The following is a 14362-nucleotide window of genomic DNA, read 5'->3' as shown; positions in this document are numbered from 1 at the left end:
TGGACGCGCCTCGTCCTGCAAAGGCGAATTACTCAGAAATGGTCACCTCATGGATATCCTGGCCCACCGCCCGCAGTTCGGGTCGATACATGTCTTCCACCTGAGTCGGCGGCACCTGATAGCGGCCCGGGGTCACTGCCCGCATCAGATAGACAAGTTGCTGATTGCCCCCCTCGCTCAGATCCAGCGCGGCCGTGTAACGGTCGTCTCTAAACTCCTGATGTTTGAGGTAGTCGTTCCACTCGCTCTGCCACGCAGGTTTGCCCTCGATACTGAGCTCCTCGAGCTTGATGCTGGTGCCAAGGGCCGGGTTTTCCAGCTCAAATCCCGCCGGCAGCATCTCCACCAGCAAGGCATCGGGCACGGTCTGCTCGCTGCTCACATTGAGCCGCACCACCACCAAATCGCCCACCTTCACCTTGGCAGGATCAAAGCGCTTACCATCGGCATTGAACCAGCTGCGGGTCACGCTCATGCCCTGGCTGATGCGTACGGGGGCCTGCTCGGGATAGCCTACCAGGGTGCGCTGCACATAGAGGGATCCCTTGCCCTCGTTGGTGACGCCAGTGGCCGCCAGGGCCTCGGGGGCACCGATCTGCGCACTGTTTTTACCGGCAACGGCCTGGTCGCCACTGATTGACGCTACCCTGGCCTGCCAGTCAGCAGCAGGATCGACCTGTGCCAACCGCAACAGGGCCAGCCGCTCCTGAGTGCTTAGCCACTGGCGATGGGCCAGGGTGTCGGCCACCTTGGCGCTGAGCTCGGGCCAGCGATCCTCGGCCAGCTTGTGCTGGCGCAGCAGGGCTAGCTCCAACGCCCCATCGCGCAGGGGCGAACCGTAATCGGCCAGATAGTCATCGCCGCGCGGGGTTGCCAGCGCCCGAGTCAAAGCCTTGGCAGCCGTCTGCTCATCCCCCATGGCGGAAAGCGCCAGCGAGAGGTGCAAGAGCGGCAAACCGGAGCGGGCATGATCCGCCTGCTGCTCCCAGATGAGGCGCAAGGTGGAAAGCGGCGCCTTGCCTACTCGCGCCAGCACGAAGGCACTGTAAGCCTGATAAGCCAGCCGGCTGTGTTCGGGGGCACTGCTCCAGCGCTCCCCATACTGGCTGTCGCCGAGATAGCTCTGCAAACGGTTGATGGCCTGATTGAGCATCGCCTCGGGCACGGCATCACCGGCCTCTTTTCTTGTCAGCAGGTAGTCGGCCGCATAGGCGGTGAGCCACTGCTCCTCATCGGAGCGGCCATCCCACAGACCAAAGCCACCGCTGGGCAATTGCAGTCGTTGCAACCGTTGCAGCAGGGCGCGCTGCAGGTCCGCCTCGCTCACCGGCTTGTCCACGTTTGGCAGATTGTTTGACCAGGCAGCACGCTCATCCGCCGTAGTCAGCAAGTAAGGCCAGGCGCGAGACAGGGTCTGCTCCAGACAGGCGTAGGGGTACTGGGCAAGCGCTTGCCACTGGCCGGCCGGATCCCAGGGAGGAGTGCCGGAGAGGCTGAGCAGCCCTTGCAGATTGGCGGGATCCAGCCCGGCCAGCTCGCTCTGGGCAAAGCTCATCTGCTGGTTGGGTGCCAGCATCTGATAGCGCTGACGCGTCTGGGCTGGCCAGGGGGATCGCAGCGGCAGCGACCATTCGCGGTTTACCGCAAAATCCTTGCCGCTGGCGGCCAGTTGCAGGCGAGCCACACCGCTCGCCCCGGTCACTGTGAGCGGCAGGGTCAGCCACTGCTCCTCGCCGTTTTTCAGCGCCAGCGTCTCGGGCAGTTCGCCGCCCGCTTGCAAGCCACCGGTCAGGGTCCAGGTCAGCGACAGGGTTTGATCCTCGCCACTCATGTTGCGCAGTTGCACCAGGGCACGGGTCTCATCCCCTCTGGCGCCAAAACGCGGCCAGCCTATCTCGGCCACCAAGGGCGCCACGACTTTGACGGCACGCTCGGCCTGACCCACCTGCTGCTCGTTCCAGGCCAGCGCCATCAGCGCCAGCTCGCCGTTGAAGTTGGGCAGATCAAGCGGGATCACCGCCTTGCCACTCTCGTCAAAACTCACCTCACCGCTCCAGAGCGCGGCGATCTCGACCCGGCTCTCCAGCGCCCCTCCCTTCTTCAGGGCTGGCGCATCACCGCCGTAGTTGAGGCGAGCCAGCTTGCCATCCTGCGGCGGTATCACCTGACCGTAGTTGTCGAACAAGTCTTGCGCGAAGCGCTTGCGGCCAAAGAAGATCTCGAACGGATCGAGGGGTTGGTAGTCGCTGATATTGAGCACTCCCCGATCCACCGCAGCCAGTACCACCCGGCCCTGGCTGTTTGGTGTCGAGGTCACCGCCACCTCGAGGCGAGTGAGCGGCACCGCCTTGTCCGGCGCACTCAAGGTGAGCGGCAGGCGGCGTGCCTCCCGGTCGAGCGCGAGCGGCACCAAACCGACCGAGCGCAGGCTCTGCACACTCTTTTGGCTCACCGGCTTTGACTCGCTGTCAGGGGCGGCAATCTGGGCAGAGATATGCAGATCGTGACGCTGCCACTCAGGGCTGACGGGGATCTCGAACTCGCCACGCGCCTCTGCCAATCCACCACCTTCGGCTCGCAGCTCGATACGCTGCCACCAGCGCAGGCCGTCACCATCCTCCACCAGCAAGAGCCCCTTGCCCGCACGGGGAGCAACCAGCGTCACTTTCGCCTTGTCACCCGCCTGATAGGCGCGTTTATCGAGGGTGATGGCAATCTTGTCAGGCCGCGCCTGCTCACCACCGCCACCCCAGGCGTAACTGCCGATCTCGACCCGCAGACTGGACTGATGGCCCTGGCTGTTCTCCACCTCCAACCGATACCAGCCCGCCGCCAAGGGCAAGCTGAGGGTGGTCGGCCCCTTGCCATCCAGTTGCAGTGTCTGCTCCTGCTCCAGATAGGGCTGACTGTTGAACTCGTACTTCCACCCTTCGCCATCGGCGTAGTGCCAGTAGTAGTCACGGTATTCATTGACCAGACGCACCTTCACCTCGCCCGCCACCGGCTGGCCCTGCTCATCGAGGTTGAGGATCTGGAAAGGCAGCGTCTTGCCCCCCTCCACTCTGTCTGCCACAAAATCGGCCTTGAGCGCAGGCCACTGGCTACCGGTGGGCCAGCCGTACTGGGTACGGCTGCGATTGACCGCCCTGCCACCGGGCTCGGATAAAGAGACACGATAAGCCACCTCCAGCGGCCCTAGGGTCCCCACGCTGGCAAGTTGATCCACCAGCGAAAATGCGCCATGCCCCTGCTGGTCCAGGGTGAGCGTGACAGGCTCCAGATCCCTGGCCTGCTCGGTCAGCAGCACATCCCCCAGCGTAAACTCCTGCCACTGGGTGAAGGGCATGGTGGCGCGGCTTATCTTCACCTCTGCCTTGGCCTTGGTGGCACTCGCCGGGGCGCCATAGAGATAATCCCCCTGCAACGGCAAGGTGAGTGCCTCCTGCGGGTTCAGCAATTCACCATCCGGCCCCTTGCCGAGTTGCAGCTTGAGCCGCTCCGGCAGGAACTCTTCCACCAGGAAGGGCCACTCGAAGCGGCTGCCGGCGGCGGTTTTCAGGGTGATGTTCCAGCGGCCGAGCGGCGCATCATCCGGCAGGCGCAGGCCATAATGGGCGGCGCCCAGGCTGTCCGGCAGCAGACGTTTTTGCTCCAGCAGCTGGCCATCCGGCTGTTTCACATCCAGCTCCACCGCCATGCCCGGCAGCAGCTGGCCATCCTGCCCTTTTAGCAAAATTTCGCTGTCAAGCCGCTCGCCGGGGCGGTAGAGATCCCGCCCGCTGAACAGATAAAGCTGCTGGGCCTGCCAGGGCTGGGTGCCCAATTCAAAGGCGGAGAGATCCAGCGCGGCGCCATCGAGGCGCAGCACAGCCAGATGCTTGCCCTGCTCGGCCAGCAGCAGGCGCGCACCCTGCACCTGATCGAAGCGGCGATGCCCCCGCAGATCGGTCTGTTGCACCTGCAGCCGATTGCCCTTCTCGTCGAGCAAAGAGAGTTGTACCTCCTTGAGGGGATCCGCGCTCGAGAGCGCGCTGACAAACACCTCCAGCTGGTCCCGATAGCGACGGGCACTGAGCCCCATGTCGCTCACCGCGAAATAGGTGGTCTCCTTGCGCCAGTCGTAGTTGCCCAAGGGCGACATGACCGCAAAGTAGACGCCGGCCTCGGCCAGCTGCGGTTCCTTGACGTTGATGAGGCGGGTCTCGCGGCGATTGGGATCCAGCTCAAGGGCGTAACGGCCGCTGAACACCCGCTTGGCGCGGCTGGTGATCTGCTCCAGCTCCCAGTTACCCATGCCGGCGCCGGGTCTGTATTCGGCCAGAAAGCGTGGCAGATACTCGGCATCGACCCGGAAGAAATCAATATTGACCTCATCCACGTTGACCGCGCTGATGGGCAGGCGCAGCTCCTGACGAAGCGGCAGCACCATGCCGCTCGCTGCAAAGGAGGCTCCCGCCTCCAGTGGCCGGGTCTTGAGGGTCCAGCTCTGCGCCTCGGGCCCCAGCCCTGCTTTGAGGGTCACCTTGTAACGCTTGTCGGGCGCTACCTGCGGGAAGTAGAGGGTGCGGCCATCCTCGGCCAGGACCCACTCCCCCTGCAACTGCTTGCCCCCCTCGCTCACACTGAGCCAGGTTTGCCAATTGGACTTGGGCGCCAGCGGGCCGGAAAAGACCAGCGCCAGCGCCGGTGCATCCCGATACTGGCGGGCATTGGCCTGCACTACAGTGTCTGGCGCCCCCGCAACTTGCCGGGCAGCGGGCGCCTGATCGGCGGTTGCCGGCTTGTCCGGGCCGCAACCGGCCAAGAGCAGACCGGTCAGCCCTGTGAGCAACAGGGCTGACCAACGGCGCCTAAGTGGTGAGACGAAAGCATGAGCACATTGGTGAGCAGCAGGGCGAGGGTCGAAAGGGCGCATAGGTTCCATCCCGGATTGGATCGCTGCCATAGCAGCGCGATAGGCAACAGGATAAGACATCCGACTCGCTTGACACAAAACTCATTGCAAAATGTCGAGCACGATTGCTACCAGACAGATAACAAAAAGCCGACCCTGAGGTCGGCGTTTCACGGCAGCGGTGAGTCGGTTAGTCCATCACCGCCATCTGCCAGGTTTTAAAACCACCGGAGAGGTTCTTCACCTTGAAGCCGTGCTGGCTGAGCAGGCGGCAAGCCACGTGGCCACGCAAGCCCACCTGGCAACTGATGAGCAGCTCTTTATCCCTGGGCAATTCATTCAGACGAGCGCGCAGCTCATCGAGGGGAATGTGCAGGGCACCCGGGATGCGACCCAGCTTGTCGAGTTCGGGGCCATTGCGCACATCCAGCACCTGTTGATGGGGGTGACGAGCCTGCACCTCGGCAGCGTGGCAGAGGATGGTATCCCCCTTCAAGTGGTTGCTCGCCACAAAGCCCGCCATGTTGATCACATCCTTGGCCGACCCGAACGGCGGTGCATAGGTAAGCTCCAGATCCTGCAAGTCAAACACCGTCAGCCCGGCGCGCTGGGCCACCGCCAATACGTCGATGCGCTTGTCGACCCCGTCCTTGCCGATGGCCTGGGCACCGTAGATCTTGCCATCGGGGGCGAACAGCAGCTTGAGGCTGACCGGATGAGCCCCGGGGTAGTAACCGGCGTGGCTGCCCGGATGCACATAAGCCTTCTCGAACGGCAGGCCCAGTTGCACCAGGCGCTTCTCGTTGAGGCCTGTGCTGGCCACCGCCAGATCGAACAGCTTGCAGATGGCGGTGCCCTGGGTCTTCTTGTAGGTTTCGGCCCGCCCCAGCATGTTGTCGGCGGCGATGCGGCCTTGCCGGTTGGCAGGCCCCGCCAGGGGGATCAGCACGGATTCGCCGGTCACAAAATCTGTCTCTTCCACCGCATCCCCCACCGCATGGATGAAGGGATCCGAGGTGCGCATGCCGGCATCTACCTTGATGCCGCCGCGCGGGCCCAACTCCAGCCCTGCTTTTGCGGCGAGCAGTGTTTCTGGCTTGACGCCGATGGCCAGGATCAACAGGCCGGTTTCAAGATGTGAACCATCACTCAGGGTCAGACGCAAGCCACTGTGCGTGGCGCTCGCCACGGCGGCGGTTTTCTCAGCCAGCACATCCAGACTTTCGATGGCAGCAAGACCGGTGCGCAGCCGCAGATCTATGCCCTCTTCCCGGATACGGGCGTGGAGCATATTGGCCATCTCTTTATCCACCGGCGCCATCACCTGATCGGAGAGCTCCAGCAGGGTGACCTCCAGCTTGCGCTGATGCAGTGCCTCCATCATCTCCAGCCCGATAAAGCCGCCACCGACCACAGTGACATGGCGCGGATGATCATGCTGCAGAGCAGCAAGGATGCGATCCATGTCAGGGATATTGCGCAGGGTATAAACATGCGGGCTGTCGATACCGGGGAACGGAGGACGGATTGGCGCGGCCCCCGGGCTCAGCAGCAGTTGATCGTAAGGCTCTCGCCGCTCTTCACCGGTTTGCAGATGACGCACCAGCAGGGTCTTGCCAGCCTTGTCTATCTCGATCACATCGTGAAAGACTCGCACATCCACATTGAAACGGCGCTTGAAGCTCTGGGGCGTCTGCAACAGCAGGGCATCCCTATCCTGTATGTCCCCCCCTATGTGGTAAGGCAGACCGCAGTTGGCGAAGCTGACAAACTCGCCACGCTCGAATACCACTATCTCGGCCTCTTCGCTCAGACGGCGAGCTCTGGCCGCCGCAGAGGCGCCGCCAGCCACACCGCCTACAATCAGGATCCGTTTCATCAGCAAGACTCCGGTGAACAACAAATCGCCATTAAATTAGCGATTTCTAATTTAGATTTCAATGAAATTTTGTTTGCACCGATTTTGCAGTATTCTTGCCACCCGACAGTTGTTCAACAGGATGTTATCAGTTCATGTCGTCTACCGCGCTCAGTCACCTTCCCCCTGCCAGCCAGACACCGCTGTTCTTTCGTCTGGATGTGCGCAGCCAACGGCTGGTCGCCCTGACCGATGTGATGCAAACCCCGCTTCATTGGCTGGATGAACCGAGAAGTGCCTGGCCGGCCCAACTGCCGGATGCCCTGCGACTGCCCATAGAGCAAGCCCTTGCCAAGGGTCAGGGGGGCAAGCTGATGCTGCGCTTCGCCGGACAGCAGTGGCATATCGCCCTCTCCCATGAACAGGATGCCTTCTGGCTCATCTGCCTGCAGACCCAGCGCCAGGAGCCCATCGCCGATCTCGCCTTGCAGCTGCCACGCCTGAGCCAGATGGCCAGTCAGCAACAGTTCGTCGCCATGCTGGAAGCCCTCAAGGAGAGCCTGGGGGCCGATCGCCTGATCCTCTGGCACTATCAGGCCAATGGCTCCCTCGGCAGCGAACAGCTGACCCCTGTCTTTGCCCTCGGCGCCGAGGGGCTTTCGGCCATTCGCGGTGACAGTCGTTACATTCGTGCCTTGCGCACCCGCAAATCCTTGAGTTTTTCCGAGGCGGCCCACCAGCCCATGTTGAGCCAGCACTACTATCTGGCCAATGCAGGGGTGAGCTCGCGCCTCGATGGCGCCCTGCTGGAGCAGGAAAAACTCATCGGCGTGCTGAGCCTTGAGTACCTCAGCGCCACAGTGCTGAGCGAAGAGATGCTGCAACTGGTGCGCCACAGCGCCCAATTGCTCGGTCACTGGCAGCCAGAGCCTGAACCCCTCATCAATCCTGTGCTGGCCTTGCCCGGCGAGCTGACTCTGTTGACCGGCATCGCCTATTGCCGTGCACTGGTAAACTGGGCCGTCACCATGAGTGGTGCCCGCATCGGCTGGGTCGGCGAATACCAGCCGCGAGGCCAGGAGCTCTGGATCATTCCGCGCTGCGTGCTAGAAGGAGAAACCTTCTCCATCCTCAAACCCATACAGCTGGATCCCGGCCCCGCCCAGGAGTTGTTCCAGCACGGTCAGGCCCTCTATGTGGAAGACCTGCCCCTGCGTTATCCACAGGCCACCCAACTGCTGGCCCTCAATGCCAAAGCCTATGTCGGCGTGCCGTTGCACGGGCCGAGCGGCGCCCCCATGGGACAGCTCACCTTGCTGCTCGACACACCGCTGACCGATCCCATGCCCTTGCTCGATGCCCTCAGCAGTCAACACGAACGGGCCGCCATCGAGTTGCAGCGGCTCGCCGCCGACGATGCCCTGCGCCTGGCAGAAGTGGCCTTCAACACCCACGACGGCCTGCTGGTCATGGATCACCAAGGGATCATTCTCAAGGTCAATCACTCCTTTGGCCGCATCACGGGGTTTGGCAACGATGAGATGATCGGCCAGCATATTGTCAGGCTTAGACCGACCTATTATGGCGATCACCTGAAAGAGGATGTCAGACGGGCCATCGATGAGCAGGAGTTCTGGATGGGCGAGGAGCGCTGCCTGCACAAGGATGGGCATCTGTTCCCGGTGCGTCTCATGGTGAGCGGGGTCAAGGATGAGCTCGGCGAATTCAGTCACTACGTCTGCAGCTTCTACGACATCACCAAGGAAAAAGACGCCGCCCGCCACATAGAGCAGCTCGCCTATTACGACGATCTGTGCGGCCTCTACAACAGGCGCAGCCTCAACAACATAATGCAGTGCACCCTGCAGGCACCGAACGGTCAATGGGGCGCCTTGCTGCTGGTGGATCTGGACAACTTCAAGTCGATCAACGACTCCCTCGGCCATGCCTGTGGCGATCAGCTGCTGCAAGCCGTGGTCGAGCGGCTCAAGGGACTGCCTCAGGACAACCTAGTGCTGGCCCGCATCTCGGGGGATGAATTTGCCCTGCTGTTCACCGCCCTGGGTCAGGGTTATGTCACTGCCAAGATCCTGGCCGAGCACTTCGCCCGCGAGCTGATGGGGCTGTTTCGCACCCCGTTCGACATCGAGGATCACAAACTCCATTGCAGCGCATCTGTGGGGATCAGCCTGTTTTCCAGCGAAGACCAGGATCATCTGGTGCTGATGCAGCAGGCCGACACCGCCACCCACATGGCCAAGCGGGCCGGTCAGGGCAACTATGTTTTCTTCAGCGAGGCCATGGCCGAGAAAGAGAAGAGCAAGCTCACCATCAACAACCAGCTACGCGATGCTCTGCGCCACCATGAGCTGCAACTGCACTATCAGCCGCAATACAGGGTCGACAATGGCAGCTTGTCCGGCATAGAGGCACTGCTGCGCTGGCAGCGCAGCGACGGCACCATGGTGCCACCGGCCGAGTTCATTCCCATCGCCGAAGAGACCAGTCTCATCCAGGACATAGGCTACTGGGTGATGAAGACCGCCTGTGCCCAGTACAGCTTCTGGCTCAATCGCGGCTTTGCCATTCCCCACCTGTCGGTCAACGTCAGCGCCCGTCAGTTCCACACCGCAGGCTTTGTGCAGCAGGTGGAATACATACTGCGCGACACAGGCGTGCCCCCTTCCCGCCTGCTGCTGGAAGTGACCGAATCCGTGGTGCTGGAAAACCGGCTGGAGAGCATAGCCCGCATGCGGCAACTCAAGGATCTCGGCATACTGCTCTCCATCGATGATTTCGGCACCGGCTACTCGTCGCTGGCCTATCTGCGGGATCTGCCGGCGGACGAAGTGAAGCTCGACCGAAGCTTCATTCAAACCCTGGTTCACAGCGAACAGGACAAGGCCATCGTCAAGGCCATCCTGGATCTGGCCAAGGTTTTCCGCTTTACCGTCACCGCCGAAGGGGTGGAAGATGAGGAGCAGCTCGCCATCCTCAAAACCTTGGGATGCCAGCATTATCAAGGCTTCCTGACCAGTCGACCGCTGACGGTAAAAGCCCTGGAGAGCCTGCTCGGCGCGGCCCAGTCGGGCTAAACAGGTAGGATTTATAGGGATTTATGTAATAAAATCACGGCCTGCTCGAATCGTTGGAGTCGTCTATGTCTGTCAGTAATCAGATCCCTGCCGTTGAAACCAGTGCATCCGGTGTCATTGGCCGGATCCATTCCGTTGAAACCTGCGGCACCGTTGATGGCCCCGGAATACGGTTTATCGTATTCATGCAAGGCTGTCTGATGCGCTGCAAGTACTGCCACAATCGGGATACCTGGGATACCCAGGGTGGCCGCGAAGTGACAGTGCCGGAGTTGATGAGCGACATCACCAGCTATCGCCACTTCATGAATGCCTCGGGTGGCGGTGTCACCGCTTCCGGTGGCGAAGCCATGTTGCAACAAAATTTCATCGCCGAACTGTTTGCCGCCTGCAAGGAGAAGGGTGTTCACACCTGCCTCGATACCAACGGCTTTGTGCGTCACTACGACGAACAGCTCGACAAGGTGCTCGACAACACGGACCTTGTGTTGCTCGACATCAAACAGATCAATGACGAAAAACACATTCCCCTGACCCACGTCAGCAACAAGTACACCCTGGAGTTCGCCCGTTATCTCGCCGCCAAAGGCAAGACCATGTGGATCCGCTACGTGGTGGTGCCGACCTGGTCAGACGATGACGAGAGCGCAGAGGGACTGGGCCAGTTCATCGCCGAGCTGGGGGAGAGTGTCGAGAAGGTGGAACTGCTGCCCTATCACGAGCTGGGCAAGCACAAGTGGGACGTTCTGGGTGAAAACTATGATCTGACCGGGATCAAGCCCCCCAGCAAGGAGACCATGGACAGAGTTCAGGGCATACTCGCCAAGTACCACAACAACGTCAAATACTGATGCCTCATCAGGGCTGGCAAGGAATACGCCAGCCCTGATGATATTGACACTGCATCACTGCATCACTGCACGCCATCACATGACAAGGAGATGCCATGAGTGAAGGACAAGCGGCCGCCCTCCTGCTCTGGGTATTGCTGCTGATATTCAGCCTGCGTGGCACCCTGCTGCGTACCCTGCTCGATCAACCCCTCTATCAGCACCTCTGCCTTGGCGGCGCCATCGTACTGGTCCCGCTCTGGACCTTGCGCGCCGGCCTGCATGAAGGGCTGGAAGTGCACTTTCTCGGCCTTACCAGCCTGACCCTGCTGCTCGGGTGGCGTCTGGCCCTGCTTGCTCCCTGCCTGACACTGCTTGTTCTGGGTTACTTCGGGGTTGTCTCCCTCGCCGATTTCGGCTGGCAGGCACTGATTGGCATCGCCCTGCCGGTCGCTACCAGCTGGCTGCTGTTCCTGGCGAGCTGGGCCTGGATGCCCCGCCATCTGTTCGTCTATCTGTTCGTGGTCGCCTTTTTTGGCGGCGCGCTGAGCATCTCGGTCAAGATGAGCGCCAGCGCCCTGCTGATGGGGATGAGCGGCGCCTATCCGTGGCATACCATCAGCGCCGACTACCTCTCCATCTGGCCGCTGCTGCTCTTCCCCGAAGCCCTGCTCAACGGCATGACCATGACTTTGCTTGCCGTCTACCGCCCCCACTGGGTCAACACCTTCTTCGATCGGGAATACCTGGGGCGCTAAGCGCGTGCGCCATGCTTGCCTGCGACACAACACTCGCCCATAGACAGCAAAAGCCCCTGACGAGCAGGGGCCGGGCAACAAGAGGAAGAGAGCTTAGAAGCGATATTCGATATGCAAAGTATGGGTATCCAGGCCGGGGTTTTGCTCATACATCTTGGCGTTGGACATGTGCTCATACTGATAGCCAATCAGCCAGTTCTTGGTGATCGCGTACCCCAGGCCAATACCAGTGGAAAACTGGAATGGGCCGCCGTAATCCTTGAAGCCATTGCCACGATGGCCGAACTCATGTTCCGCCAGCCAGAGCACCTCGGCCGGGAGCCATACCACCCAGTTCCCCCACAGACATTCGGCACGCGCCCCAGTGCCCAATCTGGCAGTACGCTCATCCCCCACCTTCAGCATGCCGCCACGCACGCCCAGACCAAACTGGCAGCCGGAATCCCCCCAGCGCCAGAACATGTGGTGATATTTGGCGTCTGCCGTGAAGATGCTGAGTTTCTCGTTTTCGGATGGTGTGCCCAGTTGCAAGGCAACAATGTTGTCATTGGCGATGGCTCCGGTGCTGGCGATCAACGAAGCCAGCAGTCCCGAGAGCAAGAGTGTGTTAGCGCGCATGTCCCCTCCTACGTCCTTGTTATCCGGTGCGCCCCCTCAAACTCAAATGGGCACATCTCAGGAATAGTCAGTGGGGAGCAGAGTTGTCAACAAAACAGGTAAAACTAAAAAACAAGATTTTTACAGGAAATTAGTCTAGCGCGGAAAGGTGTTTCAGTTGAAGCACAGTATGAATGTCCACAACAGTCTATTTATTGAGCTCACAAAATAACCAGATGACGTATTTACTCTATGGGTCAGTTTTGTCGGTCAAATAACAACCACACAAAAAACGGCTCCATGTAAGAGCATTCTGAATTAGTCGCTTTTTAGCCATAGATACTCATCCGACAAGTATTAAACCTAAATAACAAATTAAATAACCCTTATAATACAACAACTTAAAAATTAATCGTAATTCCTCAGATTGATTATTGAGTGTTGACTCAATCGCACCTGATAAGTAAGATGCGCCTCAAATAAAATAAAGCATGATGCTCGTCACAGATTGACGCGCAGAGGGCACGGGGTAATCAACCTGCACAGCAGGATCATTTTCTGAACAACATTGTTGTTCAGCGCCCTCCTATTTCCATTAATTTTATTAAAGCCCACAAGCTGATTGTTTTTAGAACGGGACTATGTCATTTCCGTGCGGTAGCCATGGTAAAACCCCCCTTTAACACACCAAAAAAGACACCGCTCGCCAACAAGGCGATAACAATCGTTCCTGTGTCATTCCGGATGGGGAAATGGTCCATTACGTTCATATCGAACACACATGGTAGACTCGCGCCTCTTTTGATGTCAGCAAGACAACGCCACTCCATTTTGTAAGAAAAGACCAACCATTGAACAAGCCAATTCTATCCAGCCAGCATCGCTCCCCCATGACAGTGCTGAAGGATGTCACCTTCGGTCTGCTGATGCGTGAGCTCAAGACACGTTTCGGCAATTACCGTATGGGCTACACGTGGGCTGTACTTGATCCCTTGCTTACTATCGCGCTGTTCTGCTTCATCTTTGGGATGCGCCAACGTAACGGGTTCGGCGGGGTTGAAGCCCCTGTCTTTGTCGCGGCGGGTTACCTGCCTTTTCTCATGTTTCAGAATATGGCTAGCCAACTACAATCGGCGGTCAGTGCCAACAAGGGGCTGTTCTGTTATCGACAGGTGACCCCTTTCTCCACCTTGTTCTCCCGCTTCTTGCTGGAAACCTTGATCGGCGTGCTGGTGGCCTTTGTACTGATCCTGGGGCTGATGTGGTTTGGCTTTGATGCCATGCCCGCAGACCCTTTGGCCGTGCTGACAGGGTACGGGATACTGATGGTCTTCTCCTTTGCGCTGGGAACCTTGTTCTGTATCGCCACATCCCTCTCTGAAGAGGCGAGAAAGCTGATCCCCATTCTGATGCGCCCCATGATGTGGATCTCTGCGGTATTCTTTCCACTGGCAGCCGTGCCCCAGAGCTATCAGCACCTATTGTTGTGGAATCCTGTCGTGCACGCCCTGGAGCTTATCCGCTCTGGCTGGATTGCCGGTTTTCAGACTCAGGGCGGTAGTTGGTCTTATCTGGTGAGCGTTACATTGATATTGCTCACTTTCGCCATGAGTGCCTATCGCCTCAGCCATCGACGACTAATCGCAAGCTAACAAGATGATCACTCTGGATAACGTCTCAAAATACTACCCCACCAAATTTGGCCGCCATTACGTGCTGAAGGATGTCAGCTTTATCCTGCCCGGGGATCGCAACATCGGCATTCTGGGGGCAAACGGGGCCGGAAAATCCACCCTGCTGCGCCTGCTCGGCGGCATGGACATGCCCAATAAAGGCAAGGTGCTCCGCCACAGTCGGGTCTCCTGGCCCCTGGCCCTGAGCGGCGGCTTTCAGGGCAGCATGACGGGGCGTGAAAATACCCGTTTCGTCTGCCGTATCCATGGGGTACACGACACAGAGATGGTCGAGGAGTGGGTGAAGGAGTTCTCGGAGATTGGCAAGCACTATGAGCTGCCCATCAAGGGTTACTCGAGCGGGATGAAATCCAAGTTCTCCTTCGCCGTCAGCATGGCCTTTGATTTTGATATCTATCTGACCGACGAGATCACCTCGGTGGGGGATGCTAGATTCAGACAAAAGTGCATCGATGTCTTCACCCAGAAGCGGGAAACCGCCAGCCTGATCATGGTCTCCCACGATATGAAGACACTGCGCCAGCAGTGTGACATGGGCATAGTGCTGCAAAACGGGCAACTGACCCTGCACGACGACATCGAAGACGCCATCGCCATCTACCAAAAGCTCTGAACATCCATTTAAAGTATTTCCAC

8 protein-coding genes are annotated in these 14362 nt (G+C 59.5%); 5 read left to right on the top strand and 3 right to left on the bottom strand.

Features of this window, described 5'->3' with window-relative positions:
- Positions 1-28 precede the first annotated feature (28 nt).
- Both GWQ29_RS09470 and GWQ29_RS09465 read right to left on the bottom strand, forming a co-directional pair.
- Entirely contained in the window at positions 29-4915 is a 4887-nt protein-coding gene (locus GWQ29_RS09470) for an alpha-2-macroglobulin (RefSeq protein ID WP_275919293.1), read from the bottom strand.
- 169 nt (positions 4916-5084) lie between these two features.
- Positions 5085-6773, bottom strand: coding sequence for an FAD-dependent oxidoreductase (locus GWQ29_RS09465; protein ID WP_275919292.1), 1689 nt, complete (start codon positions 6771-6773; stop codon positions 5085-5087).
- Positions 6774-6907: 134 nt separating this feature from the next.
- Here GWQ29_RS09465 and GWQ29_RS09460 point away from each other — a divergent pair, with 134 nt between their 5' ends.
- The 3 genes from GWQ29_RS09460 (at position 6908) to GWQ29_RS09450 (ending at position 11435) form a co-directional block, all read left to right on the top strand.
- Positions 6908-9847 carry an EAL domain-containing protein gene (locus GWQ29_RS09460; RefSeq protein WP_275919291.1) on the top strand — a complete coding sequence of 980 codons (2940 nt, stop codon included), beginning with the start codon at positions 6908-6910 and terminating at the stop codon, positions 9845-9847.
- Between the two features lie 65 nt (positions 9848-9912).
- Complete coding sequence (pflA, locus tag GWQ29_RS09455; protein ID WP_219598727.1) at positions 9913-10698, top strand: pyruvate formate lyase 1-activating protein; 786 nt, start codon at positions 9913-9915, stop codon at positions 10696-10698.
- Between the two features lie 95 nt (positions 10699-10793).
- A complete protein-coding gene (locus GWQ29_RS09450; RefSeq protein ID WP_275919290.1) occupies positions 10794-11435 on the top strand; it encodes an energy-coupling factor ABC transporter permease in 642 nt (213 codons plus the stop codon).
- Between the two features lie 93 nt (positions 11436-11528).
- Here GWQ29_RS09450 and GWQ29_RS09445 read toward each other — a convergent pair whose 3' ends face one another.
- Positions 11529-12053: an acyloxyacyl hydrolase gene (locus tag GWQ29_RS09445; protein WP_265421566.1), complete on the bottom strand. Its 525-nt coding sequence runs from the start codon at positions 12051-12053 to the stop codon at positions 11529-11531.
- 830 nt (positions 12054-12883) lie between these two features.
- Between GWQ29_RS09445 and GWQ29_RS09440 the strand changes: the two genes are divergently transcribed.
- Together GWQ29_RS09440 and GWQ29_RS09435 are read left to right on the top strand one after the other, a co-directional pair.
- Positions 12884-13684, top strand: coding sequence for an ABC transporter permease (locus tag GWQ29_RS09440; protein ID WP_271771096.1), 801 nt, complete (start codon positions 12884-12886; stop codon positions 13682-13684).
- A 4-nt stretch (positions 13685-13688) separates the two neighbouring features.
- The gene (locus GWQ29_RS09435) at positions 13689-14339 is read left to right on the top strand and encodes an ABC transporter ATP-binding protein (RefSeq protein WP_265461308.1); all 651 of its coding nucleotides are present in this window, start codon (positions 13689-13691) and stop codon (positions 14337-14339) included.
- Positions 14340-14362: the final 23 nt, after the last annotated feature.

Origin of the sequence: Aeromonas sp. 2HA2, from assembly GCF_029237345.1 — a bacterium.
Taxonomy (GTDB): Bacteria; Pseudomonadota; Gammaproteobacteria; order Enterobacterales; family Aeromonadaceae; genus Aeromonas; species Aeromonas salmonicida.
The sequence above is the reverse complement of the archived record's forward strand: the minus strand, read 5'-3'. Positions and strand labels throughout refer to the sequence as shown.